This is a genomic window from Porticoccus sp. W117 (assembly GCF_030341905.1).
GTDB lineage: Bacteria > Pseudomonadota > Gammaproteobacteria > Pseudomonadales > Porticoccaceae > SCSIO-12696.
Genome location: NZ_JATAAF010000006.1, coordinates 114,866 through 141,742 on the forward strand (window position 1 = coordinate 114,866; position 26,877 = coordinate 141,742).

The window sequence follows — 26,877 nt, forward strand, 5'->3', positions numbered from 1 at the left end:
CTACTCTCCCCGCAAGGCCAGCATCAGGCCTTTGATGGAGCCATTGAGAAAGTTCACGCTGGCCTGGTAACGCACCGCGTTCTCACCAAACTGGGCTTTCTCCACCTGGGTTTCCACCGTGTTGCCATCCAGAGATGCCTGATTGGGCGTGCGGTAGACAATCTCGCCACCGCCCAAGCCGCTGCTGGCACTGGTAAAGTGACGTTCGCTAGTGGTGTGCAAAGTGGAGCCGCCGCGAGCCTGGGCAAGAACGTCGCGAAAGTTGATGTCACGAGCCTTGTATCCGGGGGTATCCGCATTCGCCAGGTTGGACGCCAAAATTTCGGCGCGTCGTCCGCGAACCGCGATGGCTTGGGCGTGTAAATCCAGTGCGTTGTCGATCCAGCTGGGCATAATAATTTTCTTTCGCTTTGTCTCTGGCCTGTGTGGCCATCGCCTTCAACCGGTTTTAGCAAACCTCATGCCAAAATATTTTTACATTATTTTCAATAAGTTAAGATTGATAAAACCGTTAACCGGGCGGCAAGCGGCAACCTCTGTCCGCTCTTTTGCCGCCCACAGAGGGATTGCCCAGTGATATTTAGCCGCATGATTGAAGCGCCACGGCATACAACTTGCTTATGGGTTATGGAACCCAGCTGAGAGTCATAAAACGGATGTTCAAACGCCATCTGCCATTACTGATACTGTTGTGCAGCAGTGCGCTGTCGCCACAAATCGCCAGCGCCGCTGAAAAACAAACCCCGCAGAGCATCCAAAACGCGGTTAAGGAATACCTGCTGCAGCAACCACAAATACAGCGGCTCAGTTCCGCCAATGTGGCACCCGGTCGCCTAGACAAGCGCCTGAAACTGGAACGTTGCGGCCAGCCTTTGCAGGTATTTCTGCCTCCTGGCGGCAAACTTATTGGCAAAAGCACCGTCGGTGTACGCTGCACTGCCCCTACACCCTGGACTCTGTACGTACCGGTAACCGTTACCGCCTATGCGGCGGTGGCCACCGCCAACCACCCGTTACAGCGGGGCGCCCTGCTGACTTACGAAGACTTTTCCATGGTGCAGCAACCGCTGCACCAGGTTCCGGCGGGTTATCTGGAAAATAACGAGGAGTTGATCGGCAAGGAACTGACCCGCACTGTGGCAGCTGGAAAAACCCTCACTCGCAACATGCTAAAATCGCCAACGCTGATCAAACGCGGCCAACAGGTAACGTTGATCGCACAGCAGCGCAATTTTGAAGTGCGTATGAATGGCAAAGCCCTGGCCAATGGTGCCGCGGGCGACAGGATTCGAGTGCAAAACCTGAGCTCAAAGAAAGTGGTGGAAGGCACCATCGACGCTCAGGGGGCTGTAGTTGTAGATTAATAGCTGTAGATTAGCTGGTGGATTGACCGCCCGGTTTAACGGACAAACGGCACTAAAGTTTTTACCTTAAAAGCCGCCATTAAGTGGCAGACAGATAAATTTTGTGGAGCAGTCCTATGGACTCCGATATCAAACAATTACGGCCCGGTCATTTAGGCACACCAGCGTCAAAGGTGCCTGCCCATGCCAAAGGACCGGAAAAAGCCAATGAGAACAGCATTCACGGGCGAAATCAGGCAGATGCCCCGGCCGCCGGTGACACGGTTACAGTGACCGACCAGGCCGCCCGCCTGCAAGAGCTGGAACAGAGCCTGGCCAATACACCTGTGGTAGACAGTGCACGAGTTGCCGAGCTGCGAGAAGCCATCGCCAGCGGCAGCTACCAACCCGACCCCCAGCGCATTGCCGACAAGCTCAGCCAGCTGGAACGCGACCTGTTATAACAGCGCGGTAATCGATGACAACCAACACCCTGCAACTGCAACAACAACTGCAACAGGAACTTGAGCTCACCCAGGCACTGCAACAGTGTCTGGGCAAAGAGCGAAAAGCCCTGGAACAGCAGGACACCGAATCTCTCGTAGAAAACGCCAACCACAAGGGCCAGCTGGTGCAACAGTTGGAGGCCGCTGCCCGGCAGCGGGAAAACCTGCTGACCCAGGCCGGATATGCTGCCGATCGCGAAGGCATGCAACAACTGCTGGCTGGCAACAAGCATTCACAGCTTGAAGACATCTGGCAAAAACTCAGCAGCGCCGCTGAACAATGCCGTGCAGAAAACCGCCAACTGGGCATGCTGATTCAGCGTGAACAGGGTAGCGTTCGCCAAGCCCAACATATCCTGCAACGCGGCGCCCCCGCCGACAACCACTCCTACAATGCCAGTGGCCAGAGCAATAGCAGTGCGGCGAAGAGTCGGAATATAGGAAAAGCGTAAAGCCACGAGCAACGGGCTTCGGGCGACGAGCAGACTGTGCCAGCAGCCAACAACTCAGAAGAATCGTCATCCCCGCGCAGGCGGGGATCCATACTGGCTGTGGCACTAAAGTTTGAAATACAGTGGTTTCTGGATTCCCGCCTGCGCGGGAATGACGTGGTCGTGAGAGTTACCAGACGACCCCGCTGGATCTGCTCGCAGCCAGTAGCACGTCGCTCGCAGCTAAAACTCTTTACCCTTAAAGAATCTCATCCCCCCAATCCCGCAGCGCCTGCAAAATCTTCCGATCTCGCTCACTGCAATCCGGCTCCGCCAACCGTTTCTCAATATCTTCAAAGTAGGCATCCAGTGTCAGGTAGCCACTCTCCGGGTCGTTCAGGTGGGCGAAGCGAAGTTCTTCCCATTGGTGTTGTTCTTCGGCGCTGAGGGTGTCGGGGAAATTGCGGGCGCGGTAACGAAACAGCAGTTCCCGGTAACGGGGGTCACTGAATTGAATGGAGTCATCCGCCAATTCTTCCGGTGAGCTGTTGCGAACTTCGGCCAACAAAGTTTTGTCCTGGTTTGGCAAAAAACCGTTGTATAAGGAAGTTTCCGGGTTGGTATCAGTCCACTCCCGGCGGGCGCTATACACTTGGGTGAGTTTGTCTGCCAGTTGAGCATCTCGCAATCGCTGCCAATTGCGCCGGCAGTGTGGCAAATCGATACCGTGGCGCTCGGCACTGGCTTCATCCAGCAGTTTAGCGGTAGCCACTACCGGCGAACGATTGAGGTGAACGCCTTTTAAAGGAATGCGTTGCTCCCCTTCCGGTAAATCTTCCGTGCGAGTATAGAGGCGCTCTCGTATCTGCTCCGCGTCCAGCGCAAACAGCGGCTCAATATCCCCATTGAGGTTGGCGCAGACAATTTCGTTTTTGTTGCTGGGGTTTACCGCCAGGGGCATCATCAAGCCCAGGTAGGCATTTTCTCTGGGCAGGCGGGAAGACAGGTGCAAAAACGGGCGCCGGTTTACCAGGTCGATGTTTTTGCCCACCTGCTGCTTGGTGCGATTGTCAAAAAGGTACTGATACAGTTTCGGCTGTTTATCCTTCAGCAGTTTTGCCATGGCGATGGTGGCGTAGACATCCGATAACGCATCGTGGGCGGATTCGTGGCTCAGGCGGTTGGCCTTGGTGAGTTCTTCCAGCTTGAAACAGGGGGAGCCGTCGTCGTAGTCCGGCCAGTTAATGCCGTCCGGGCGCAATGCTCTGGCCAGGCGGAACATATCGATAATGTCCCAGCGACTGTTGCCGTTTTTCCATTCCCGCTCGTAGGGGTCAAAGAAATTGCGATAGAGCGTATAGCGAGTGACCTCGTCGTCAAAACGAATGCTGTTGTAGCCCACCCCACAGGTTCCCGGCTGCGACAATTCACGGTGAATACGGGCGATAAACTCCGGCTCCGTGACACCTTCCTTTTCCGCTTGCTGGGGTGTGATACCTGTTACCAGGCAGGCCCCCGGCGCAGGCAACAGGTCGCGACTGGGCTGACAATAAATCATCAGCGGCTCGCCGATCACATTTAAGTCCGTATCCGTACGCACCCCGGCAAATTGCGAAGGACGGGTGCGGGCGGGGTCGGCGGAAGTGGTTTCGTAGTCGTGCCAGTACAAAGTCGTCGGCATGGAGTTTCCCTGATTATTATCGGTGCGATATCCATGAGCACTTTAGCAAAAATAATTAGCTACGAGCAGCGGGCTACGGGCTTCGTGCAGTCTGCTCGTCGCCCGTAGCCCGAGGCCCGTAGCTGCTCCGCAAAAACAAAAAGCCCGAGACAAAGCTCGGGCTTTTGAGTAAAAACTCAGGTTAAGAACTGAGGCTTACTGTGGAGCAACCTCAGTGTAAGACATCTCACCAACCACACGGCGGTTGCGTTGACGACCTTCGTCGGTGTCGTTGCTGGCAACCGGGCGGGATTCGCCGTAGCCAACTGCAGAGATGCGGTCGGCACTGATGCCGTAGGTGTCAGCCAGAGTGGCTTTTACCGCTTTGGCACGACGCTCGGACAAGTCCTGGTTGTAGTCATCAGCACCGCGGGAATCGGTGTGACCTTCCAATACCAGCTCAATGTCTTCCTGAACTTTCATGGCGTTGGCAATGGCTTCCAGCTCGTCACCGTAAATGCCGCGTACCACGTCGCTGTTGAATTCGAACTCAACATTGAGGCGAACAGTGATGGTGCGGGTTTCCGGCTCTGCCTCTGGTTCTGGCTGAGGAGCAGGCTCAACAACGGGCTCTGGCTCAACAACAGGCGTGGGTGCTACAACCGGGGCAGGTGCATCAATCTCGCCAAAGTGCTTCAGGAAAGACAGGTTAAAAGCGGTGTCAGTGGCGTTATCCAGTGGGCCTTCGTCGCGAATCTGATGGTAAACACTTACATCACCGCGTACTTCCCAATTGTTTTGGTAGAGCTTGCTCAAACCAAAGCCCAGGCGGCCTTGCCAGGTGCTGTCAAAACCATTGATCAGGTTGGCTTCGTCACTGCTGAAACGGCTGATACCAGTAGCAATGTAGGTACGCAACTTGTTCTTGTACTCCACCTCGTCGCCAAGGTAGAAAATGGCATTCAGCTCGGTTTTTTCCAGGTCGCTACCACCAATGTTGTTGCCGTAACCCAGTTCCAGTGCCCAGTTGTTGTGGAAGCGAATACCACCGGTGAGCTGGGCAAACGGAGAACCGTTGCTGTCACTATTAAATGCACGCTTGCTATCGGCGTGGTAGTAACCCAGAGTTGGCCCCAGGTAGAGGTGCTCAGTCTCAGCCTGGGCTGTTGTTGAAGCAGCCGCGGCGAAGGCCACAGCGGCGACAGACATGGCAATTTGCTTACGCATAATCATTTCCTTTCAAGTTTAAAATTCCCAGCCGGAGACAGCAGTACAGCGGCGTTCTTTAATGGGCGGCATTTATACCAGCGGGTACAGGCAATGTAAATCCTCGCTTTGTAACAATTCCGCCATATTCAGTGGACTCTATTTTCTTTCCAAACTCTGTTAATAGAGTGGACGAAAAAGTGAGCTACTCGACGCTAATCGCCCGTTCCTCAATTTTTGCTTTCCAGATTTGTGGCCCGGTCTGGTGTACTGATTCACCGCTGGAATCCACGGCGACTGTCACCGGCATATCCTTCACTTCAAATTCGTAGATGGCTTCCATACCCATTTCCGGGAAGGCCACCACCTCAGCGCCGGTAATGGCTTTGGAAACCAGGTAGGCAGCGCCGCCCACAGCCATCAGGTAAACCGCTTTGTTGTCGCGAATCGCCTCAATGGCTGCCGGGCCACGCTCGGCCTTACCGATCATGCCCACCAGGCCAGTCTGTTCCAGCATGGTGCGGGTGAATTTATCCATACGGGTAGCAGTGGTGGGGCCTGCGGGGCCAACCACCTCCCCTTCCACCGGGTCTACTGGACCAACGTAGTAGATAAAGCGGTTGGTCAGGTCTACCGGCAGCTGCTCGCCTTTGGCCAGCATATCAATCATCTTCTTATGGGCCGCATCCCGGCCGGTGAGCATCTTGCCAGACAGCAGTACGGTTTCGCCGGGCTTGAGGGATTCCACTTCTTCGCGAGTGACCGTATCCAGATTGAGGCGGCGCACGTTATCGCCCACTTCCCAGGTAATGTCAGGCCACTGGTCCACATCTGGCGGGGTTTGCAGAGCGGCGCCAGAACCATCCAGCACAAAGTGCGCGTGGCGGGTAGCAGCGCAGTTGGGGATCATGGCAACGGGCAGAGATGCTGCGTGAGTTGGGTAATCCTTAATCTTCACATCCACTACAGTGGTCAGGCCGCCGAGCCCTTGGGCACCAATCCCCAAGGCATTAACCGCATCCATAATTTCCAGGCGCAGTTCTTCCACGCGATTTTGCGGGCCACGCTCGCGCAGTTCGTGAATATCGATTTCATCCATCAGAGATTCTTTGGCCAACACAGCGGCTTTTTCCATAGTGCCGCCAATGCCAATACCCAGCATTCCCGGCGGGCACCAGCCAGCGCCCATGGTGGGCAGGGTTTTTACCACCCAGTCGACGATGCTGTCCGATGGGTTGAGCATTACCATCTTGGACTTGTTCTCCGAACCACCACCTTTGGCAGCCACATCCACTTCCACTTTGTCGCCGGGCACGATTTCGTAGTGAATCACAGCCGGAGTGTTGTCTTTGGTATTTTTACGGGCGCCGGCAGGGTCTGCCAGAATGGAGGCACGCAATACGTTATCCGGGTGCAGATAGGCGCGGCGTACGCCCTCGTTGACCATATCATCCACACTCATGCTGCCTTCCCAGCGCACATCCATGCCAATTTTCATAAACACGGTCACAATGCCAGTGTCCTGGCAAATGGGGCGATGGCCCATGGCACTCATGCGGGAGTTGATCAGAATTTGCGCCATGGCATCTTTGGCCGCCTGAGATTCTTCTTTCAGGTAGGCCTGATGCACCGCCTGGATGTAATCCAGTGGGTGGTAGTAAGAAATAAATTGCAGTGCGTCGGCGACGCTGTCGATCAGATCGTCCTGGCGAATGGTGGTCATAAATCCCCCGGCTTGGAAAGGTAATTTTGATGCTTTGTCTACTGGCCGCCCTGGCGCAGCTGCAATAACTGTTGGTTTATCTGGCGACGGTAAGCGTCGATGGACTCAATGGCTTCGTCGGTTTCGTTCAGGCGGCCATTAACCTGCTGCTGCCAGCTTTTCAGGCTGGTTTCCATGCTGTTGAGCTGTTGTACGGTTTCCTGCAATTGCTGCTGCAATGCTTCCATATCCACATTGGCAGACAGCAAAGTGCTGTTAATGCTGGCAACCTGCTTGCTGTTGAGCTCGCTTTGCTTCACCACCTTGTCCAGTCCGGCGGTGGCTTTATCCAGTTTGGCGAGGCGGTTGCTGTGTACCGCCACATCTTTCTGGTTTTTCTCGATCTTCTTTTTGTTGCGGTCATTGGAGACGCCCCACAGCTTGCGAATTTCGCTCCAATGCTTTTCCAGTGTTTCGTTCTGTTCCTTGATCTTCAACAACAGCGCATCACCGGACTTGCTCAGTGAATCATCGGTAGAGGCCAGGCGATCATTGAGTTGGTCGAAGCTCTCTTGCAGCGACGTCAGCTGCTGGTACTGCTGCCAGCCGTACCAGCCACCGGCGGCCACTACCAGCAATAGCAGAATCACCAACACCTTCCAGAAACCACCCGGCGAAGCACTGTTCTGAGGGGCTGCAGGGGCTGCTGAATTGCGCGTTCTGGGCTGGCGTGACGGCGTAGCAGGCCCACGGGCACCGATGCGCTCGTCCTGATCCGGCACAATAGAATTAAAGTTCTTGCTGTCTGGCATGCTTACCCCGTGGGATCAATAGCGGAATCAATGGCGGCGATTATACACTGGCCGAGCCCAGAACAAGAGGGGCGACTTTGGAGATATAACGCACGTTTCACAATACCCTGAAACGGTAAAGCCGGTGCAGTGCACCGGCTTTACGAAAGGGCGTCACATACAAGGCTTTACAGATAGTGCAGCAACGCTGCCATTACGACAGATAACAGCAGTGAACAGTGAATCACACCCTTAACACTGGCCAGTGGCCCCTGCTTGCCAAACAGGGCATTGAGTTCCAGCAACAACACAATCGCCAGCATAATGATCAAGCCGGTGGTGCTGCTTCCGTTAACATTCGACCACCAGGGGTCAAGAGCACCTGCGTGACTGTGAGAACCCAACATACCCAGCAACATGGGGCCGGAAAACAGCGTATTGGTTCGAGAGGCCAACAAGGCTTTGGCGCCCGCAGCGGCAGCGTCACCCTCCACCATGCCCAAGGCAACTTTCTGGTTGGGCCAGATCACCAGCCATACATTGAGGAACATAATGGTACCCATTACGGCCCCAACCAATATCAGGCTGTTAAAGCCCCCGGCGAGTCTGCCGAACAAATACAGGCCAGTAATAAAGGTGAACATCGCCCCCCAGCGGAACCACCACAGGGCGGCAGGCGCCAGGTGTTGTTTGGCATCAGCCAGCGCTTCCGGGGATGCTTTCTTGAAATAGCCCCCCTGCACAAAGTTGAAGTAATACAGAAAGCCGATCCAGGTAACGCCGAACAGGCCGTGCCCCCAACGGGCCAGTAATTCCAGTAAATGCTCCATACGTACCTCCCAAGATAGATTGTTGTAATAACTGTTAGGTCAATCCGTATCCTGCATGGATTCTAGTCGCTGGGGAGGCAAACTACAAAAATTGCGGCATAACATGTTGGAAGGTAACAGCAGATATTTTTTGAACTGGTTCGATCATTTGCCCGGTTCATGCAAGTTTTTCCGCACGGCCAAAAAATAAAGGCCCGTGCCCACAGCCAGAATAAACCCAAGCATTTGATAGGCTTCTCCACTGGCATGGCTGGCCACCCAAATTGTCGACGCTGCTGCCAGCAACACCATCAACAAATGCCACCAAGAGGTTTTCTCATTGTTTTTTCGTTGCAAAACCGGCAGCGCAAAAGCCGTTAACAGGTACATCACTATTCTTGACAGTGTGCTTGCCAATGCCAAAACCACAAAACCGCCCCACAGGCTGAAAAGAATCGCGGCGGCGCCATAAAACAGAATAGAGAAATAAGGTGATTGAAAACGTGACGACACATAGGCAAAGACTTTTGGCAGCGTACCCTGCTCAGCCATGCCATAGGTAAGGCGCGGGGTAACTGTACCGCCCGACAACGTATTTGCGCCGATAGAGAACGCCGCCGCCACCGAAATAATCACCACCCCGGTTTGCCCAAACAACTCCCCTGCCGCTGCCGCCAGCGCACTTTCGTTACCACTAACCTCAGGGGCGATCGCCAGGTAAGTCCAAATCACCAGCATATAAAACAGAGCGACGGCAAACAGCGAGGTTATTAGCACGAGTGGAATATTGCGTTTGGGGTTACGTACCTCTCCGGCGGGAAAGGTCGCATTCTCAAACGCCATATAGGCATAAAATGTCAGCAGAATAACGCTTTCCACCTCAGTAAATTCGGGCAAGTGAAAGCCAATGGCAGGGTCGCGGGTTACCAGCCCCACCAACACCAAGATGACAATGGGCGCCAACTTAATCACAGTCATCACCCCAAGCGTGCCAACCGATGTACGCATGCCAACAATATTGACGATGGTGGTAAACGCGATAAATCCAATCACAGCACTGACATTTATGAGGGGGTCTTCCAACACTGGAAAAAGCACCGCCAGGTAGGCAACGGCAACCTGTGTATTCGCCGCAACCGCTACCACGCCCGATGCGTAACGAGACCAACCGGTTTGAAAACCAACAAAGGAACCAAACGCCGCCTGCGTGTAAAGCACAGGCCCGCCGTGTGCGTCAAAACGCGCTGCAAGCGTCGCTAGGATAATGGTCAAGGGCAAGATCAGCACCGCTCCCAAAAGCATCATCCAGGGCGCAAAACTGCCTACCGCTGCCACCAGAATGGCCGGCAAGGCAAAAATCCCGGAACCGATCATGCCATTTACCGAGAATAGCGTGGTGCCCCAAAAACCCACCGAACGGGGTAACGATTGAGCGTTTGTCATAGAGCTCCTGGAGTGTGCAAAAAAGTCGTATTAGAAGGAAAAATTCGCTGAAGAAATTCAGTTGCCGCCATCAAGCGCTGCTTTATACAAACTCTGCCTGGGCGCGGCCATCACTTTTCGCACCAGCGGAGCAAATACATCCAGCGACAGTTTTGGCCGTGAGTTATCGAACGCGATATTGTCGTACTTGGCCACAAATCGCTCGGTGTGCTCGTAATATTCTGAGCTTTTGAATTTGTCCCGCATATTGCGATCCATGCCCAGATGGTGGAAGAAGTTGTAGCCCTGAAAAATGGCGTGGTGCTTTATCATCCAGTGATTGGCCTCCGATACAAAGGGCTGCAAAATAGCAGCGGCCACATCCGCATGGTTGAAGCTACCCAGAGTGTCGCCGATATCGTGCAGTAGAGCACAAACTACATATTCGTCATCTTCCCCGGCTTCTGCGGCAAGCTCTGCGGTTTGCAAGCAGTGCTGTAACCTGTCTACAGGAAAGCCACCATAGTCATTTTCAAGCAACTGCATGTGCTGCAAAATACGATCCGGCAGGCCAACCATAAACTTCTTTTGTTCGCCAACAATTATCTGCCAGTCTTCCTGAGTGCTTTCAGTAAATGATTTGAAATTTGTTTTCATACCTGTCCCCTCCTTTGCTACAACACACCATACCTCCAACTACGGCTTCACTCCACACACCATAAAACTGGCCACCACACAGAAGAAATACCCGGCCTCCGCTGACCGTTCCATATCGGCAATCCAGGTATTTGCCTCTTCTTCGGTTAACACGCCCTGCTCTTGCATGATCCGCGCAGCATCGGGAAAGCGGCCCAGTCTTTTGGCACGTTCAAAATTTGTGCTGGCGCTCAACCTTGGAGAGGATGCCACTTCCAACAACCCGGCTTCTTTTAACAAGCGGTAATTCTGCCGCCCAGCCCAGGGATTGCGAACCCGATTATTCATAAAAGTTAAAATTTTATCGGTGAGTTCCCTGTTGTAGCCATCCACCATACGACCGCCGTAATCCGGGTCGTTAATTAACACTCTACCCCCGGAACGAGTCACGCGAATCATCTCCGCCAATACCACTTTGCGATCTGGCAAATGCTGGAATACCCGGTCAGCGCGACATGCATCAAAACTGTTGTCAGCAAATTCCAGCGCTTCACCACTGCCTTGATAAAACTCTACGTCAACACCCGCTTTTTGAGCTTTTTGCTGGGCTTCAGAAATCATCACAGCACTGTTATCCACACCCACCACCCGTCCACTGGGGCCGGCAATTTTCGCCAACTCAATGGCATCGTCACCAGTGCCACAGCCTAAATCCAGATAACTGCCACCCTCTTTGGCGCCCATCACCTGATAGCTTTCATGCTTCCTTTCCTGAGTGCCTTTCAGGGCAGTTACCATGTCCAGGTAATTCACAAAGTCTTCCGCTAACGGTGACTTATCCACCTCACTCCAGTGGTAAATGTCTGTCTGTGTCATCATTTTTACCTCATTAAAAATATTTCATTTGATCAATGCCATTCCCGCCTTCGCGCGCTGCAGTCTGGGATAAACTCCAAAGCCGTCATTGCGAGCGCAGCGTGGCAATCCAGAGTCTTTAAATAACTGATTTAAAAGCAAGGTCGCTGGATCGCCACGCTGCGCTCGCGATGACGAGAAACTTCTGGATCCCCGCCTTCGCGGGGATGACTTACCGATCAATATTCCGCTTTGGGATCAAAAGCATCCTGCAAACCATCCCCCAAAAAATTAAACGCAATCACCGTGATAAAAATCATCAGGCCGGGGTACACCGCCTGCATGGGTGCTTCCCAAATTAATTGCTGGGCGTTGGTGAGCATATTTCCCCAGCTGGCCACTGGCGGTTGGATACCGAGGCCGAGAAAACTCAATGCCGACTCCACCAAAATTACCCCACCGATCGACAGGGTCACGGCGACGATAATCGGTGACAACAGGTTAGGCAGAATATGGTGGAACATAATGTGTCGGTGGCTAGCGCCGGCGCCTTTGGCGGCCATCACGAACTCACGCTCCCGCAGGCTCAGGGCCGCGCCGCGTACCAGGCGCGCCTCGCCAGTCCAACCCAACAGGGCGACAATAAACACAATGCGATAAAGGCTGACGCTTTCCGACTGCACCCAGGCATCGGGCAACCCCAATTTACTCAGGTCGATAGCGGCAATCACAATCAACAGAGGCAAACCCGGCAGGGCAATAAAGCTGTCGGTCATGCGCATTAAAAACGCATCGACACGGCCGCCAAAGTAGCCCGCCGTCAAACCGATCACCGTGCCGATCACCACCGAAAATACCGCCGCGGTAAAACCTACAAAAAGCGACACGCGACCGCCGTACAACAATCGCAAAAACTGATCGCGACCCAATTCATCGGTGCCCAATGGATGAGCCAGTGACGGCCCTTGCAAGCGGTTTAATAAATTCACATCGTTGGCACCCACTCCCAGCCAGATTTCGAACAGGGGCGCACACAGGGCCAACAAAATCATCACCAGCAACACCATGCCGCTGGTCATGGCCAGCTTGTGGCGAGTAAAGCGGCGCAAGGCAAGCACTAATGGAGAATTGTTATTTACCACCGGGTTTACCTCCCTTCGCCAATAACGATTCGTGGGTCGAGTTTGGCGTAGCAGATATCCGCCAACAGGTTACCCAATAAGGTGAGCACCGTTGCCAACAACAAAGCGATCAACGCCAGGTTAAAGTCGTTGCCCATAATGGAATCAAAAATCAGTTTGCCCATACCGGGCCAGGAAAAAATGGTTTCTACAATCAAGGCGCCGGAAAACAACGAACCAAATTCCAGCGCCAGAATAGTCACAACAGGAATCATGCCGTTGCGCAAACCATGGCGCCAAACCACTCGCCACTGGCCAGCGCCTTTGGCTCTGGCAGTACGGATATAGTCTTTGCGCAACACTTCCAGCATAGAGGCGCGCACAAAACGGGAGTAGCTGCCGACGTTGACAATAACGATGGTGGCCACAGGCAACAGCATATAACGCAACTGTTCCAGCACACCGCTACCCGCTGGGGCCGTACCCCCCGCTGGCAACCAGCCCAAGGTGACACACAGCAGGGTCATCAACATCAACGCCAACCAAAAAGAAGGCAGGGAAATACCGGCAAAGGCAAACAGGTTTACGCCGTAATCCAACGCCGAACGCGGCTTCGACGCCGCCAGCACACCCACGGGAATCGCGATGGCAATGGCGACGATAAACGCGGTGCCCATCAATACCAACGTGCTCACCAGCGCCGGGCCGAGTACATCCAGCACCGGCTGACCAAACAACCGGGAGTAACCCAGCTCGCCAGTAAACGCCCGTCCCAACCAATTCAAATAGCGTTCGTAAACCGGCAAATCCAGATCGTAGAGCGCCCGCAGTGCGGCCACATCTTCCGGCGTCATGGTGGGGTCTTCACTGGCCAGAATGTCGATGGGGTCGCCAGGCATCAGGCCAATCAGGCCGTAGATGACGAAAGACATCAGCAAAATAACCACCAGCGATTGCGCGCTGCGCGCCAACAGATATTGCCTCATAGCTGAACCACCTCCTTAATTACTGCGGGCCCGGCAGCCTGTTCCTGAAAGTGGCACGCCACTTGATGGGCGCCGTTTGAATCCGCTGCCTCCAGTACCGGCATGGACTGACGACAACGATCTTGAGCTAACGGGCAACGGGGATGGAACGGGCAGCCATGGGGTGGGCTGATAGGACTGGGCGGGTCGCCGTGCAAAATTTTGCCAATTTTGCCTTTGTTGGGTACCACACCGGGCACCGAACTGAGCAGCGCTTGCGTGTAAGGGTGGCGTGGATTCTGGAACAGGCTATCGCGCTCGCCCACTTCAACAATTCGCCCCAGATACATCACCGCCACCCGGTCGGCCAGGTGATGTACCACTGCCAGGTCGTGGCTGATAAACAGATAGGTGAGGTTAAATTGCTCGCGCAAATCTTTCAGCAAATTCAATATCTGGCTTTGTACCGATACATCCAGCGCTGACACCGGCTCGTCCGCAACCACAAAGGCCGGGTGCAGAATCAGCGCGCGGGCGATCACAATGCGCTGGCGTTGGCCACCGCTGAATTCGTGAGGGTATTTGCGCAGGCTTCGTTCCGGCAGGCCTACCGCTTCCAGCAACTCCACCGCTTTTTCTCGACGTTGCTGGGCATTGTCACTGGAAAAGAACTTCAGGGGCTCGGTAAGAATTGCCTCCACCGTATGGCGTGGATTTAATGAAGACACCGGATCTTGAAAAATCATCTGCACATGGCGGCGCAGGGGTTTTACCTGTTTGGGTTTTAAGCCGGCAACATCCTCCCCTTTAATCGCCAAATCACCCTCGCTGGGTTGATAAAAAAGCGACAGCATTCTCCCCAACGTGGTTTTTCCGCAGCCGCTCTCGCCGACTAGTGCCAGGGTTTCCCCGGCGACAATATCCAGGCTGACATCCGCCACCGCGTTGACGGTTTTTTTCTGCCAACCTTTGCCGTTAGCGACGCGGGTTTTAAAGCGCTTGCACAATCCGCGAGTGGAGACCAGCACATTATCCGTGGGCATGGCTGACCTCCTGTTTGCTGGAATCCAAAACATGGCAGGCGGCAATATGGGACTTACTTAACGCCAAACGCTCTGGCCGCTGTTTGCTGCAACAGTCCACCGCCACCGAACAACGGGGGGCAAAACAACAGCCAGGGGGGCGCCGCCTTGGGCCTGGCACGCGACCGGCAATGGCGGGCAGACGGTCCAGGCTGGCATCAATGCGGGGAGTGGTTTGCAAAAGCGCCTGGGTATAGGGGTGTTGTGGGTTGAGCAAAATATCACTGGAACTGCCCTGCTCAATCACCCGCCCGGCGTACATCACCGCAATGTCATCCGCCATCCGCGACACCACGCCAAAGTCGTGGCTGATAAATAAAATCGCGGTACCGAGGTTTTCCTGCAAGTCGTGCATCAGGTCGAGAATCTGCGCCTGAATGGTTACATCCAGCGCAGTGGTGGGTTCGTCGGCAATCAGAATTTCCGGTTCACAAGCCAGGGCAATGGCGATCATCACCCGCTGGCGCATACCGCCGGATAGCTGATGGGGATAATTCACTGCCCGCGATGCCGGGTCGGGAATACCCACTTTTTCCAACATACCAACCGCCTCTTTCAGCGCGGCTTTTTTCGCCATGCCCTTGTGTAAAATCAGCGCTTCCGCCACCTGCACACCTACCGGGAAAACCGGGTTCAGCGCGCTCATGGGTTCCTGAAAAATCATCGAGATGCGATTGCCGCGAATCTTTTGCAGCTGTGCTTCATCCATGCTCGCCAGGTTTTCACCCTGCAAACAAACCGAGCCGGAAAGAATTTTTCCAAAGGGTGGCAACAGTTGCAGCAGGGCAAAAGCGGTAAGGGATTTACCGCAACCGCTCTCCCCTACCAGCGACAGGGTCTGGCCCCGTTCGAGGGTAAAGGACACATCTTCCACCACCCGCACCAAGCCGTCGTCGTTGTCAAAGCCGATGCTGAGGTTGTCTACTTTCAGGAGGGGAGTAATGGCCATTATTCAAACCTCCAATCTTCCACCCAAACTGAACAGGGTGTGATATGCCCGGACGCTCGAAAGCCTTTTAACCCCAAGGGTAGAACGTGAATTTTGGGGCGCCAAAAAAGAGGAATATCCGGCAGTTCGTCAGTAAGAATTGACTGAATGGTTCTCGTCATCTGGTGATATTTTTCAGCATCGAGTTCCAGCAAATGAGCGATTACCAACTCATCCACCTGAGCGTTGTGAAAGCCGCCGTGGTTCATTCCGGAAAAACCATTTTCATCGGAAGGAATGCTCGCAGAGTGGTATCTGTGCTTGTAAAGGTGATGTGGGCTGTAACCAACCGCACCCAGTGCCAAACCGGGAAATTTGCGTTTGCGTACCGTCTGGCCGAAAAACACCCGCTGCGTTTGCGTTGTCAAACGCAGGTCTACCCCAACGTCTCGCCAGTAACTCTGTATTGCCTGGCGAATCAGGTCGCGGGTTTTATCGCCACTGGCACCGCCCAGTTCCAATTTCAGAGGTTCGCCTTTGTTGTTATAGCGGATACCATTCCTAATCTCTGCCCACCCCGCTTCCTCCAGCAAGGCGATTGCACGGGACTTGTCGTAGTCGTATTTGTGAACGCCTTCGGGCACCGGTTTGTTATAGCGAATGTAGCGTTCGTGCCCTACCGGTTGTTTGCCATCAAATAATTGTTCGCTGATCTGCTGCCGATCCAGCGCATAGAGCAAGGCTTTACGTACTCGCTTATCGCTGAGGATTGGGTTATCCATGTTTACCAATAAGCGTTCCAGAAGAACTCCATGGGCATAAAAAATATTAAATTTTTCACCGTGGCGTTTTTCAAAAGAAATCGCCTGATCGGTTTGCAGCCCCCCTGCACCACCGGCAATCATGTCGATGGTCCCCGACACCAGATTCGCCTCCAATGCCGCAGAATTTTCGATGGCCCGAATGGTGATTTTGTCAAAATAAGGTCGCTTTCCATACCAATAGGGGTTGCGTTCCATCACCAGTTCATCCCCTAGTGTCATCTTGGCAACCAGATAGGGGCCATTCCACAACGCGGGGTTTGCGGGCTCTGCCGAGTAATAACTGTTGTCGAGGTAAGCCTTGGGGTCGCGCTCAAAGATTGCCCGTTCAAGTCGGGCATTAAGGGGCTTCAGGGGTCTATGATCCTGGTAGTGATAACCGTCTTCACCGGAATGGAGCACAAAGGTTTTGTCGTCTACTATTTCAAAACGAGAGAAATGCATGTAGTAGCCATGAGCTCTATGGCCTGTGGATTTATCGCGCCCTACTTCCCAACGCAATTTAAAATCTTCACTGGTAATGTGTGATCCATCACCCCAGCGAGCTTCCGGGTGGATGTGAAAAGTTTGGGAGATACCTGTCTCCCCGTTGGCTTTTTGATTTAAAACCGCCAGACCGTTTTCAAAACTGGGAAGCGTGGTACACAGCGTGCAGAAAACTTTGCCTTTATCATCAAAAGTCGTCATACCGCGCAAAATAAAACCGGATATATAACCGGCGTAACCCAAGGGCCTTGTACCAGGAAACTGGCCGATTCCTATGCGAAGGTGTTTTTCAGCAGTTACTTCAGATTTTTCCACTGAGGTTTTGGCAGTTTGATTTCTGTCACCACAGGCGGTTATCAATAACAGCGCAAGCAACGCTGACGCTGGTCGGCAAAAAATACTTTTTTTGTTACGCATATTTCTCTCCTGTGCGGCTATTGCTATTCGCAAATCTGGTTTTATTACCAGCGCCATTCCTCAACCCAGTTAGTGTTCACAGCGTCATAGCGTGAGGTATTAACACCACTAAGCCCCAGAGGAACAACGTGAACCCGCGGCTTCCAGAACAACGTGATGACGATAAGCTCCTCCATGACCAATTTTTGTATAGCGGCATCCACCTGCTGGCGTTCTTCCTGGGTTAACGCCCGGTCAAGAACATCGGTTATCTGATCCATTTCGTCACTTCTGTACCCTGCCCTGTTAAAGCCGCTAAATTTATTTTCAGGCGTAGGAATTGCAGAGGAATGCATAACACGTCGCCAGTTGATGTAGGGTTGGGAAGGATTGCTTTGCAAAGTCATGCCAGAGAACAGGCGTTTTTTACGGGTTTCCCCAAAAAACACTCGCGCCGTCTGGTTGCGGATACGCAGATCGATGCCTACGTTTTTTAGCTGCCCCTGCATCCACTGTTGCAACAGCTCGCGGGATTTATTACCGCTGACGCTGACCAGTTCGAATTGCAGAGGATCGTCTTTATCGTTATGACGAATCCCCTTTTTAAGGATCTGCCAACCGGCCTCCTCCAATAATTCAATCGCTTTACCTGGGTTAAAAGGGTATTGAGTAATTCCTTCTATGGGCCTGTCAGGATTAAACCCCCGCATAATTTGCTGTCTGCCACTGAATAACTGTTGATTGGCTTCTTCTCGATTCAGAGCAAACAAAATGGCTTTTCGAACCCGTTTATCAGCAAGAATGGGGTTATCCATATTCACTGTCATAAACGAGAACACTGCGTTTTCGGAATAGACAACCTGGTAATTGCGGCCGTGGCGTTTCTCGAAGGAAAACCCCTGATCGGACTGCAAACCGAAACCGATCATATCGATCGCGCCAGACAGCAAGTTGGCTTCCAGGGCAGAGGTGTTTTCTATGATTTTGATGGTAATTTCGTCGAACTGAGGCCGCTGGCCGTGCCAGTGAGGGTTACGCGTTACAACAAACTTTGCACCAGGGGTTAAAGATTTCAGCAGATAAGGGCCATTCCAGAGCGCTGGATTGGTCGGTTCGGTTTTATAGAGGCTGCGGTCTCTGTAGTTGGCGGGATTTTCCTCAAAAATTGTTCTTTCCAAACGGGAATTTATCGGCGCCAAAGCACGGATATAATTATATTCATTAGTCGCTTCCCGATAATGAAGGGCAAAGTTTTTGTCATCCAGAATCTCAAATCGCTCAATATTTTCAAACCAACTCAACCGATTGGCCCCCACATCCGGGTGGCGGCCAATTTCCCAGCGCAACTTGAAGTCCTCTGTGGTTACCGGGCTGCCGTCACCCCAGTTCAAGCCTGGCTTTATTTGAAAATTGACAACGATGCCTCGCTCACCGTTTTCTTTCTCGACGATGCGGGCCTTGCCATTTTCCAGGGTGGGAATATTCACGCAGGTATTGCACTGCAGCTTAGCTTGATCGTCGTAGTAAACCGATCTACGTAGCATCAGGCTCAACACATAATCCGCCGAGGTTTGACGGGCAAAAGATCGATGCAGACTTTCAGGGTATTGGGTCATACCGATGGTGAGGTGTTTTTTGCTCACTGCCTCAACAGCCGCTTCGCTAACCGTTTCTTTGTCACTGCTGCACGCAGTCAGCAAGCTCAGGCTACAGAGCACTGCCACTAGCTGGCAAAAAGAAATTCTTTGTTTACGCATGTCAAACTCCGTCTCAATTGCTGGTCGTTAAAGGCGCTTTTCCCAGCGCCATTCTTCAATCCAGTTGCTATCCGGCACCTTGTGGCCAGAGGCGCGAAAACCTTTTAAATCCAGCGGTAACACATCGACCCGTGGTCGCCAATAAAGCAGCAGCACCGGAACTTCCTCACGAACGATGCGCACGATCTGTTCACCGTACTGGCGGCGTTTGGCGGCATCCAGCTCCCGCTCATAGGCTTCAACCAAGCGATCCACTTCCGGGTTGCTATAACCCATGGGGTTTTTACCGCCGTCGTAGGATGAAGAATGGAAGGGGCGATATTGTCTGTCTGCCGGCGACGAAGTGCCCATTAATGACAGTGCTTTGAAAGTTCGCTTGCGCATTGATTGGCCGAAGAAAACGCGAGCAGTCTGGTTTTTTATTCGTGCATCCACCCCTACCGCTTTTAGCTGAGCCTGGATAGCCTGCTGGATAAGCTCGCGGGATTTGTTGCCACTGGTGCTGAGCAATTCAAATTGCAGAGGCTCGCCGGCGCTGTTGTGGCGAATGCCGTTTTTAATCTTATCCCAACCGGCTTGTTCGAGTAGTGTTATCGCCCGTTGTGGGTCGTAATTGTATTGAGGTACGCCTTCAGGGACTGAGTCATACTTGCGATCGCCAATATGGGCAACCGGCTGTTTGCCGGCAAAGAGTTGCTGGTTTATCCCTTCACGGTCCAGCGCATAGAGCAGCGCCTGGCGCACTCGCTTATCGGCAAGTACCGGATTTTTTTTCATCTGTACGATAATGAGTTCCAGCAACGCCTTGTGGGTATAAAGAACCTGGTAGTCGCTGCCATGACGCTTTTCAAAGGAGATCCCCTGGTCAATTTGCAGGCCGTTAGACTGACCGGCAATCATATCGATACTGCCGGATAGCAGATTGGCTTCCAGCGCTGCGGTGTTTTCAATGGCGCGCAGGGTCACGCTATCAAAGCGGGGTTGTTCACCGAACCAGTAAGGGTTGCGAACCATGGTCAGTTCGACACCTGGAGTGACCCTTTCCAGTCTATAGGGGCCGTTCCATAAACCGGGATTGGTGGGGTTTGTGGCGTAGAGGCTGCGGTCTTTGTATGTCTCTGGATCCTGCTCGTAGATAGATCGCTCCAGCTGCGAGGGAATGGGCGGAATTAGCCAGAAATCGTTAAAGCTGTATTTAATCTCATCGTAGTGCAGCACAAAGGTTTTATCGTCTACCACATCAAACTGGTAAACAGGCTCGAAGGCGCTGGGAGCAATGCTGCCCGCGTCAGGGTGGCGGCCGATTTCCCAGCGCAGCTTAAAGTCCTCGGCTGTGACCGGTGTACCGTCGCCCCAGGAAAACTCCGGGTGAATCTGAACAGTCACCGAAATACCGGGTTTGCCATCCGGTGTGGTTTCCAACACCGCAAGGCCATTTTCAATGGTTGGCAAGGTCACGCAGGTGCGGCATACCAGCTCGCTCTTGTCGTCATAAATCGTTAGTTCGCGCAGCATGGGCGCAACCGCATAGGTTGAGGACATCATGTTTGTGAAAGAGCGGTGCAAGGTACTGGGATACTGACCGATGCCGATGGTTAGGTGTGTTTTGCCGGTTGTTTCAGATTTTGCTGCACTACCGTTGGTAGTTTTACTTTTTTCACTACAGGCGGTTAGCAATAACAGTAAAAGAATGAAACCGATCCATAGTAAGTTGTTATTCCCGCGCGGGCGGGAAGCCAGCTTACTTGACATGTTGGCCCAGATGGATCCCCGCCTGCGCGGGGATGACGCTCTAAATTCATTCGCTTTCATGTTTGTTCCCCTCAACATTTTTTACTCCCAGCGCCACTCTTCAATCCAGTTGGTGCTGACCACAAAGTGACCACTGGCTCGAAAACCGGTCATTTCCAGGGGCAGCACATCAACCCGTGGGCGCCAATAAAGGGGCAAGTGGGGCAGTTCGTCGGTGTACAGCTGGTTTATTTTCTCGACCAATATCTGACGTTTTTCGGCGTCTATTTCTCGCTCGTACATATCGGTGAGTCGATTCATTTCGGGATTATTGAAACCGCCCCAGTTACCTCCCTGAAAGCCGTTATCGGAAGAACCAATAGATTGGGAATTCAGAAAATTGTGATATGGCATGTCTCCCATATTGGGCATGCCCATCTGCGCCAATCCGGGAAATTTTCTTTTAACCAGAGTTCCACCAAAAAAAGCTCGTGCGGTTTCATTGTTAATGCGCAGGTCAACACCTACGTCTTTAAGCTGGGCCTGGAGAGCTTGTTGAATGAGCTCGCGAGTTTTATTGCCGCTGATGCTGTTCAGGTTAAGCCGCAATGGTTCGCCTTGAGCGTTATGACGAATGCCATTTTTTATGTCGCTCCAACCTGCGGCTTCCAGCAAGGCAATAGCGCGATCTTTGTCATAGTCGTATCGGGTAACTTGTTCGGAAACTTTTTGGTTATAGCGAATGGCCAGACCATGTGCTGGTGGCTGCTTACCACCGAAAATCTGCTGGTTAAGCTGCTGACGATCGAGCGCGTACATCAGCGCCTTGCGAACACGCTTGTCCGCCAGAACGGGATTGCGATGATTAACCGGCATAAATTCGTAGAGCACACCCAAGGTATAAACTACCTGGTGCTTGTGGCCGTGGCGTTTTTCGAACGACAGCCCCTGGTCAACCTGAAAACCGCCGGCCTCGCCAGCCACTACATCGATGGTGCCGGACAGCAGATTGGCCTCCAGTGCTGAGGTATTTTCGATAGCCCGCAATGTGATTTTTTCAAACTGCGGCTGGGTGCCATTCCAGTATGGATTTTTCGTCATGACCAATTGATTGCCAAAGGTGATTTCTTCAAGCAAATAAGGCCCGTGCCAAAGGCCGGGATTGAGAGGCTCGGTCACGTAAAGACTGTTTTTGCGGTATTCGAGAGGATTTTCTTCAAAGATCGGCCGTTCCAGATGCGCGGGCACTGGCATCATTTCCTTGATGTAGTTGTAGCCGAAAAAAACCTTATCCAGATGTAAGACAAAGGTTTTGTCATCGACAATATCGAACTGGTAAATAGGCGCAAAATCCGAGGGCCGTTTGGCACCCACCTTGGGGTTACGGCCCATTTCCCAGCGCAGTTTGAAATCGTCAGCCACTAACGGCGAGCCATCGCCCCAACGGGCATCTGGCTGAATCTGAAAAGTAACCGCCATGCCGGGTTTGCCATCCGGTGTTTGCTCCATTTTTGCTAAGCCATTTTCCAAAGTTGGCAAGGTGACGCAGGTTCGGCAGACCAATTGCATATTGTCATCGTAAATCACTGGCCTGCGCACCAGAGGCGACAGCGCGTAATGGTCTGCCGTCATACGCCAGAATGCACGGTGCAAGGTTGACGGGTATTGGTTGATGCCGATGGTCAGGTGTTTTTTTGCAATTTTTTTATCAACAGATTCAGAGGCATTTTTTTCGACAGTGTTTTCACTGCCACCACTACAAGCAGCCAATACCAACAGCGCAAAAAACGGCGTTGTTAGTTTTCGGAATACAGTTTTTTTACTTTTCATTACTGCCTCCTTTTCAATAACTCGTTTGCAGTGAGTAACGCTACTCCTGATACCAATCCTCAACCCTGCTGCTATTGCCAACGCCGTAACAATTGGGCTGAAAGCCTTTTAACCAGGAGGGAATAATGTTGACGCTGGGTCGCCAGAACATGGGAATAATCGGCAACTCCTCGAATACGATGCGCTGAATCGCCACACCCAGACGACGGCGTTCATCGCCGTCCATGGCGGCATCAAATTCCTCGATCAGTTGGTCGACTTCTTCATGGCTAAAATCCGCCAGATTATTGCCAGCAAAGCTATTCGCTGCGCTGGGCACAGAAGAAGAGTGATAGAGGTTTCGGTATTGAAGGTCAGCACCGACGCCGATACTGTTGAGGGCCAAGGCGGAGAACTGTCGCTTTGACATGATCTGGTTTACGTACAAGGTAGTGGTGTAGTTCTGGAGGTGCAGGTCAATACCTATTTTCCTTAACTCCATTTGCATCCACTGCTGCACTAACTCATGTTCCTTGTGGCCGATGGCAGACACCAGCTCCAGGCGTAGTGGCTCACCCTGCCGATTGTGGCGAATGCCTTGTTCGATGGAATCCCAGCCCGCTTCTTCCAGCAGCTGAATCGCTTTGGCCGCATCAAAGTCATAACAGGGAACACCCTCGATAACCTTTTCGCTGGGATGGCCGTTGGCAATGACTTGCTTGCCAGCGAAATAATCCTGATTGAATTGCGCCCTGTTCAAGGCATAGAGCAATGCCTGACGCACTCTGACATCCGCCAGGATAGGGTTATCCAGGTTGAGCCTGACGTTCATCAGCAGTGCACTTGTACCAAAAATCACTTTGAAGTCATGGCCATGGAGTTCTTCAACGGCAAGTGCCTGAATGGTTTGCATCCCGTATCCCGCCACATCAACGGCACCGGACAGCACCGCACTTTCCAGTGCGACAACATCTTCTACGGCAAGAACCCTGATGCGTTCGTAATGGGCTTGCTTGCCAAACCAATGGCGATTGCGAACCAGAATGTATTCGCTGCGGGAAACCATGGATTCGAGGCAAAACGGCCCATTCCACAACGCCGGGTTGGTTGGTTGGGTTCGGTACAGCGAATTCTTTTGATACTCGACCGGGTTGCTTTCAAACACAGGCCTTTCCAATCGCGCATTCAGGGGGGTCAAAGGGCTTATATCGCTAAACTCATTTACAACCCCCTTAAAGTGGAGAACAAAAGTTTTGTCATCCACCTGTTCAAAGCGCTGAATACGCTGAAACCAGCTTTTGCTGCGAGTATCCAGATCCGGATGGCAGCTGATTTCCCAGCGCAACTTAAAATCGTCGGAAACGATGGCAGAACCGTCACCCCAACAGGCCTCCGGAATAATGCGAAAGGTAACTGCCATGCTGCGCTGGCCATCGTCCTGGGTGATGATATTGACGTCGCCATTGTCCAGGGTAGGCAGGCTGACGTACCTTTTTCCATGAAGCTGCCCATCACTGCCGTAGCGCAGCGGCGGGCGCATGATAAAGGCTTGCAGGTAAGCGTCTGCCATCTGGCGGCCAAAGGAGGCATGCAGCGACCCCGGGTATTGGGTGATGCCGACCTTGATCTGTTTGTTATCCGCTGCAGATGCTTCGGCTTGCGGCGCAGTGCCCTGCTCATTTTTCTGTTGCGCCTGGTATTCCTGAAACGCCTCAAAATCACTGGCCGATACCACATAAGCGGCCGCCTTGTTATAGCGTTTGATGCATACCGGCCCGTGCTGGGCTTTTAGCAGCACTTCACCAAACTGGTTTTGGGCATCTTTTGAACTGTAGGTTTCCAATGTTTTACTTCCTCTAACTTCTATCGTTTGTTGGCGGCGTTGAGTTTTTCCATCAGGATGGTTGTCAGTGCTGCCGTATAGGGCGCCGCATCGTCTGAATGCAGGTGTGACCATTCCGGAATACGAAAGCCTTGCAGCTCCGGATGGTCTTCAAAATGAACACCCACTGCGTTTGTTTCCTGAATCAATCTGTCCCAATGAGTGTTTCTGGGCAGGTTCTGCCGCTCGTAATCCCGGTAGAATTCCGATGAGGGCGACCGGACAAAAACCACATCGCCACCCCTGGCGCGTATTTTTTCAATATCAGCGCTGATGCCTGCCAGAAAAGCATCCATATCCAAGGCGGGCTGTTCCCCTTTCGGCGCCTGCAAAAACATCGCCCAGGTGTTTTCCGCGTGAGTCTGGTAGTAATCCAGATCCTCCACCTTCCAGAACATTTTGTTGTTGCGGTCGATATCAGTGTCTCTGAGCTTCCACACCGGGAAGGCCGGTGGCCTCACCCCTCGCGGATTTTCAACAGGGATTTTTTCAATCAGGGAAAACAGCGGAAACGTGTCGTTGTCGTAAAACGCCAGCTGTGGCTCAAGCAACATACTGATGCGCTGCCCCGCCCACTGGGATGGGCTTTCATCCCGATAATAGTCAGTGGTATCTCCAAGCAGGCCGGCCTTTTCTGAAAAGAACAATTCCGGTGTAACACCTACGATCAACAGTCCGGAAAAATCATCGTCAGCCGCCAGATCCCCCAGAAAAGGCCTGGGGTTGGTGCCCACCAATGCCAGCATCACCGGGCGCACGCCGGTGACTTGTTGGTAGGTATCCAGATCCAGATCGAAAAGAATGCGGCTGGAACCAACCACCGCTACCTCAGCTTCGCCGCGATCCACTTTGCGCCGCTCAATAGACCACAGGCCGGGGCTGTCGATGTAATAACCAGTCTCATAGCCCCAAATCACACGGGCGTTGTATTCCCAGGCAGCGATACCGAGGGCCATTAATACCAACCCCAGAATCAACGCCTTTTTCCAGGGTATTTCAGGAATGGGCCGGTCTTCGTAGGAATAGGGATCAGAACTGGAAGTAGATGAACGCATCGCCGCCTCCCTGTGTGATGATGATGAAAAACAACATAAGCCCCCAGACAACTCCCACCAGCGGCCAGGGTGCTTTTTGTACGACCGCTTCGACTGAGGTATCGCGCATCCGCCAGTGAATTGCCACCATGGCGATGGTGACCACCAACACCTGAACGATATACACGGTAGCCAGTACGTTGGTGCCATCCGGATTAAACCCAAACATGGATTTGACCATCGAAAACGCTTTGTCAAAGCTCTGCGCCCGGAAGAACACCCAGGTGATATTGATAAAGAAATAGGTCACCAGCGCCAGAAAAATACGGAACAAAATCGTTTTGGCAATTTGTGCGCCTTTGAAAGTTGCCTTGAGCCAGCGTTCTACCGCCAGGTACAGGCCATGCAGACCACCCCAGACCACAAAGGTCCAACTGGCACCGTGCCACAGGCCACCCAGCAGCATGGTTGCCATCAGGTTGATGTAAGTGCGCACCGGCCCGCGCTTGTTGCCGCCCAGGGGAATGTATAAATAATCCCGCAACCAGGTAGACAGGGAAATATGCCAACGCCGCCAGAAATCGGAAAAGCCAATGGCCGCATAGGGGAAACGGAAGTTGGTGGGTAATGAAAAGCCCAACGTCAAACCAACACCGATGGCGGTGGTTGAATAGCCGGCAAAGTCGGAAAAAATCTGCCCGGCAAATGCCAGCGTACCCAGCCAGGCATCGCTAAAACTCAATACCGCATCGCTGCCAAACACCGCATCGGAGGCCGGTGCCAGCGCGCCATCGGCAATCACCACCTTCTGGAACATTCCCAGGGTGATCAGCCCCAGGCCCCAGATAAACATGGACTTGGTGGCTTTGCGTGCTTTTTCAAACTGAGGAATCAAGTGCGTGGGCCGCACAATGGGGCCAGCCACCAATTGCGGGAAGAAGGTGACAAACAGGGCAAAGTCGAGGAAATTTTTCGCTGGCTTGGCCCGATTCAGATAAATATCCAGCGAGTAGGCCATGGTCTGGAAGGTGTAGAAGGAAATGCCCACCGGCAGAATAATGCTCCAGTCCGGCACCTGGTAGTCAATGCCAAACAGGCCCATAAAGGCCTGCCAGTTGTGCAGCAGGAAATCGCCGTATTTAAAAAAGCCAAGAATGCCGAGATTGGTGGCCAGACTGAGAACCAGCAACAACCTGCGCCGGGACTGAACCTTTTCCACATACAGCCACTTCGCCACATGCCAATCCACCAGCGTGGAAATCCACAACAAAATAACAAAAGGCGGGTTCCAGGCGGCGTAAAACAGGTAGCTGGCCAGCAACAGGTTGAATTTCTTCTGCCGCCAGGAAAACGGCATGTAGTGCAGCAGCAGAACAATTGCGAAAAAGACGATAAAAGTCAGGGAGTTAAATAGCATCGATCACCCCCACTGCCCTGTTGATTGGTGCGTTATATGGGCGCACCGGCTGTAACGACTGGCCTTTCTGGGTTTGGGCTTTTTTTG

Annotated in this window: 23 protein-coding genes; 3 read left to right on the forward strand and 20 right to left on the reverse strand. The window is 52.9% G+C overall.

Translation table 11 applies throughout. From position 1 onward, the window contains the following. Positions 1 to 393, reverse strand: coding sequence for a flagellar basal body rod protein FlgB (gene flgB, locus QSV34_RS06605; protein ID WP_289153061.1), 393 nt, complete (start codon positions 391 to 393; stop codon positions 1 to 3). A 263-nt stretch (positions 394 to 656) separates the two neighbouring features. Between flgB and flgA the strand changes: the two genes are divergently transcribed. From flgA to QSV34_RS06620, 3 genes are all read left to right on the forward strand, one after another. Then, positions 657 to 1,364 carry a flagellar basal body P-ring formation chaperone FlgA gene (gene flgA / locus QSV34_RS06610; RefSeq protein WP_289153063.1) on the forward strand — a complete coding sequence of 236 codons (708 nt, stop codon included), beginning with the start codon at positions 657 to 659 and terminating at the stop codon, positions 1,362 to 1,364. A 116-nt stretch (positions 1,365 to 1,480) separates the two neighbouring features. Then, a complete protein-coding gene (gene flgM / locus QSV34_RS06615; RefSeq protein WP_289153065.1) occupies positions 1,481 to 1,807 on the forward strand; it encodes a flagellar biosynthesis anti-sigma factor FlgM in 327 nt (108 codons plus the stop codon). Between the two features lie 14 nt (positions 1,808 to 1,821). Further along, a complete protein-coding gene (locus tag QSV34_RS06620; protein ID WP_289153067.1) occupies positions 1,822 to 2,301 on the forward strand; it encodes a flagella synthesis protein FlgN in 480 nt (159 codons plus the stop codon). A 238-nt stretch (positions 2,302 to 2,539) separates the two neighbouring features. On the opposite strand, the gene sbcB is transcribed toward QSV34_RS06620, so the two are convergent. From sbcB to QSV34_RS06715, 19 genes are all read right to left on the reverse strand, one after another. Further along, positions 2,540 to 3,961: an exodeoxyribonuclease I gene (gene sbcB / locus QSV34_RS06625; protein WP_289153068.1), complete on the reverse strand. Its 1,422-nt coding sequence runs from the start codon at positions 3,959 to 3,961 to the stop codon at positions 2,540 to 2,542. 195 nt (positions 3,962 to 4,156) lie between these two features. After that, on the reverse strand, positions 4,157 to 5,167 hold the full coding sequence (locus QSV34_RS06630; RefSeq protein ID WP_289153070.1) for an OmpA family protein: 1,011 nt from the start codon (positions 5,165 to 5,167) through the stop codon (positions 4,157 to 4,159). Positions 5,168 to 5,351: 184 nt separating this feature from the next. Then, positions 5,352 to 6,869, reverse strand: a complete 1,518-nt coding sequence (locus QSV34_RS06635; RefSeq protein WP_289153071.1) for a fumarate hydratase — start codon at positions 6,867 to 6,869, stop codon at positions 5,352 to 5,354. A 38-nt stretch (positions 6,870 to 6,907) separates the two neighbouring features. Next, positions 6,908 to 7,660 (reverse strand): hypothetical protein, encoded by a 753-nt coding sequence (locus tag QSV34_RS06640; RefSeq protein WP_289153073.1) that lies wholly within the window; start codon positions 7,658 to 7,660, stop codon positions 6,908 to 6,910. A gap of 167 nt (positions 7,661 to 7,827) precedes the next feature. Continuing rightward, positions 7,828 to 8,469 (reverse strand): urate hydroxylase PuuD, encoded by a 642-nt coding sequence (locus tag QSV34_RS06645; protein ID WP_289153075.1) that lies wholly within the window; start codon positions 8,467 to 8,469, stop codon positions 7,828 to 7,830. Positions 8,470 to 8,613: 144 nt separating this feature from the next. Next, positions 8,614 to 9,891: an APC family permease gene (locus QSV34_RS06650; protein ID WP_289153077.1), complete on the reverse strand. Its 1,278-nt coding sequence runs from the start codon at positions 9,889 to 9,891 to the stop codon at positions 8,614 to 8,616. A 57-nt stretch (positions 9,892 to 9,948) separates the two neighbouring features. Further along, complete coding sequence (locus QSV34_RS06655; protein ID WP_289153079.1) at positions 9,949 to 10,527, reverse strand: HD domain-containing protein; 579 nt, start codon at positions 10,525 to 10,527, stop codon at positions 9,949 to 9,951. Between the two features lie 39 nt (positions 10,528 to 10,566). Further along, positions 10,567 to 11,385: a methyltransferase domain-containing protein gene (locus QSV34_RS06660; RefSeq protein ID WP_289153082.1), complete on the reverse strand. Its 819-nt coding sequence runs from the start codon at positions 11,383 to 11,385 to the stop codon at positions 10,567 to 10,569. Positions 11,386 to 11,600: 215 nt separating this feature from the next. Next, positions 11,601 to 12,503, reverse strand: a complete 903-nt coding sequence (locus QSV34_RS06665) for an ABC transporter permease (protein WP_289153084.1) — start codon at positions 12,501 to 12,503, stop codon at positions 11,601 to 11,603. A gap of 5 nt (positions 12,504 to 12,508) precedes the next feature. Beyond that, positions 12,509 to 13,468, reverse strand: coding sequence for an ABC transporter permease (locus QSV34_RS06670; protein ID WP_289153086.1), 960 nt, complete (start codon positions 13,466 to 13,468; stop codon positions 12,509 to 12,511). Beyond that, a complete protein-coding gene (locus QSV34_RS06675) occupies positions 13,465 to 14,490 on the reverse strand; it encodes an ABC transporter ATP-binding protein (protein ID WP_289153087.1) in 1,026 nt (341 codons plus the stop codon). The genes QSV34_RS06670 and QSV34_RS06675 overlap by 4 nt, the downstream gene beginning before the upstream one ends. Then, positions 14,477 to 15,478, reverse strand: a complete 1,002-nt coding sequence (locus tag QSV34_RS06680) for an ABC transporter ATP-binding protein (RefSeq protein ID WP_289153089.1) — start codon at positions 15,476 to 15,478, stop codon at positions 14,477 to 14,479. Before QSV34_RS06680 ends, QSV34_RS06675 begins: the two co-directional genes overlap by 14 nt. Then, on the reverse strand, positions 15,478 to 17,181 hold the full coding sequence (locus QSV34_RS06685; protein WP_289153091.1) for a peptide ABC transporter substrate-binding protein: 1,704 nt from the start codon (positions 17,179 to 17,181) through the stop codon (positions 15,478 to 15,480). The genes QSV34_RS06680 and QSV34_RS06685 overlap by 1 nt, the downstream gene beginning before the upstream one ends. A 44-nt stretch (positions 17,182 to 17,225) precedes the next feature. Next, on the reverse strand, positions 17,226 to 18,917 hold the full coding sequence (locus QSV34_RS06690) for a peptide ABC transporter substrate-binding protein (protein ID WP_289153093.1): 1,692 nt from the start codon (positions 18,915 to 18,917) through the stop codon (positions 17,226 to 17,228). Positions 18,918 to 18,944: 27 nt separating this feature from the next. Next, positions 18,945 to 20,432: a peptide ABC transporter substrate-binding protein gene (locus QSV34_RS06695; RefSeq protein ID WP_289153095.1), complete on the reverse strand. Its 1,488-nt coding sequence runs from the start codon at positions 20,430 to 20,432 to the stop codon at positions 18,945 to 18,947. Positions 20,433 to 20,750: 318 nt separating this feature from the next. Further along, complete coding sequence (locus QSV34_RS06700) at positions 20,751 to 22,478, reverse strand: peptide ABC transporter substrate-binding protein (RefSeq protein ID WP_289153097.1); 1,728 nt, start codon at positions 22,476 to 22,478, stop codon at positions 20,751 to 20,753. A 40-nt stretch (positions 22,479 to 22,518) separates the two neighbouring features. Beyond that, the gene (locus tag QSV34_RS06705; protein ID WP_289153098.1) at positions 22,519 to 24,300 is read right to left on the reverse strand and encodes a type II toxin-antitoxin system prevent-host-death family antitoxin; all 1,782 of its coding nucleotides are present in this window, start codon (positions 24,298 to 24,300) and stop codon (positions 22,519 to 22,521) included. A gap of 20 nt (positions 24,301 to 24,320) precedes the next feature. Next, on the reverse strand, positions 24,321 to 25,394 hold the full coding sequence (locus tag QSV34_RS06710; protein ID WP_289153099.1) for a hypothetical protein: 1,074 nt from the start codon (positions 25,392 to 25,394) through the stop codon (positions 24,321 to 24,323). Further along, on the reverse strand, positions 25,369 to 26,790 hold the full coding sequence (locus tag QSV34_RS06715) for an MBOAT family O-acyltransferase (protein WP_289153101.1): 1,422 nt from the start codon (positions 26,788 to 26,790) through the stop codon (positions 25,369 to 25,371). The genes QSV34_RS06710 and QSV34_RS06715 overlap by 26 nt, the downstream gene beginning before the upstream one ends. Between the last annotated feature and the right edge of the window lie 87 nt (positions 26,791 to 26,877).

Excerpts from the sequence above, each read along its gene's own strand:
- QSV34_RS06690 (WP_289153093.1), bottom strand. The coding sequence starts at position 18,917 with ATGCGTAAACAAAGAATTTCTTTTTGCCAGCTAGTGGCAGTGCTCTGT.
- QSV34_RS06675 (WP_289153087.1), bottom strand. The coding sequence starts at position 14,490 with ATGCCCACGGATAATGTGCTGGTCTCCACTCGCGGATTGTGCAAGCGC.
- flgM (WP_289153065.1), top strand. The coding sequence starts at position 1,481 with ATGGACTCCGATATCAAACAATTACGGCCCGGTCATTTAGGCACACCA.
- QSV34_RS06635 (WP_289153071.1), bottom strand. The coding sequence starts at position 6,869 with ATGACCACCATTCGCCAGGACGATCTGATCGACAGCGTCGCCGACGCA.
- QSV34_RS06680 (WP_289153089.1), bottom strand. The coding sequence starts at position 15,478 with ATGGCCATTACTCCCCTCCTGAAAGTAGACAACCTCAGCATCGGCTTT.
- sbcB (WP_289153068.1), bottom strand. The coding sequence starts at position 3,961 with ATGCCGACGACTTTGTACTGGCACGACTACGAAACCACTTCCGCCGAC.
- QSV34_RS06670 (WP_289153086.1), bottom strand. The coding sequence starts at position 13,468 with ATGAGGCAATATCTGTTGGCGCGCAGCGCGCAATCGCTGGTGGTTATT.
- flgA (WP_289153063.1), top strand. The coding sequence starts at position 657 with ATGTTCAAACGCCATCTGCCATTACTGATACTGTTGTGCAGCAGTGCG.
- QSV34_RS06640 (WP_289153073.1), bottom strand. The coding sequence starts at position 7,660 with ATGCCAGACAGCAAGAACTTTAATTCTATTGTGCCGGATCAGGACGAG.
- QSV34_RS06715 (WP_289153101.1), bottom strand. The coding sequence starts at position 26,790 with ATGCTATTTAACTCCCTGACTTTTATCGTCTTTTTCGCAATTGTTCTG.
- QSV34_RS06645 (WP_289153075.1), bottom strand. The coding sequence starts at position 8,469 with ATGGAGCATTTACTGGAATTACTGGCCCGTTGGGGGCACGGCCTGTTC.
- QSV34_RS06650 (WP_289153077.1), bottom strand. The coding sequence starts at position 9,891 with ATGACAAACGCTCAATCGTTACCCCGTTCGGTGGGTTTTTGGGGCACC.
- QSV34_RS06700 (WP_289153097.1), bottom strand. The coding sequence starts at position 22,478 with ATGAAAAGTAAAAAAACTGTATTCCGAAAACTAACAACGCCGTTTTTT.
- QSV34_RS06685 (WP_289153091.1), bottom strand. The coding sequence starts at position 17,181 with ATGCGTAACAAAAAAAGTATTTTTTGCCGACCAGCGTCAGCGTTGCTT.
- QSV34_RS06695 (WP_289153095.1), bottom strand. The coding sequence starts at position 20,432 with ATGCTGCGCGAACTAACGATTTATGACGACAAGAGCGAGCTGGTATGC.
- QSV34_RS06660 (WP_289153082.1), bottom strand. The coding sequence starts at position 11,385 with ATGATGACACAGACAGACATTTACCACTGGAGTGAGGTGGATAAGTCA.
- QSV34_RS06630 (WP_289153070.1), bottom strand. The coding sequence starts at position 5,167 with ATGCGTAAGCAAATTGCCATGTCTGTCGCCGCTGTGGCCTTCGCCGCG.
- QSV34_RS06620 (WP_289153067.1), top strand. The coding sequence starts at position 1,822 with ATGACAACCAACACCCTGCAACTGCAACAACAACTGCAACAGGAACTT.
- QSV34_RS06710 (WP_289153099.1), bottom strand. The coding sequence starts at position 25,394 with ATGCGTTCATCTACTTCCAGTTCTGATCCCTATTCCTACGAAGACCGG.
- flgB (WP_289153061.1), bottom strand. The coding sequence starts at position 393 with ATGCCCAGCTGGATCGACAACGCACTGGATTTACACGCCCAAGCCATC.
- QSV34_RS06655 (WP_289153079.1), bottom strand. The coding sequence starts at position 10,527 with ATGAAAACAAATTTCAAATCATTTACTGAAAGCACTCAGGAAGACTGG.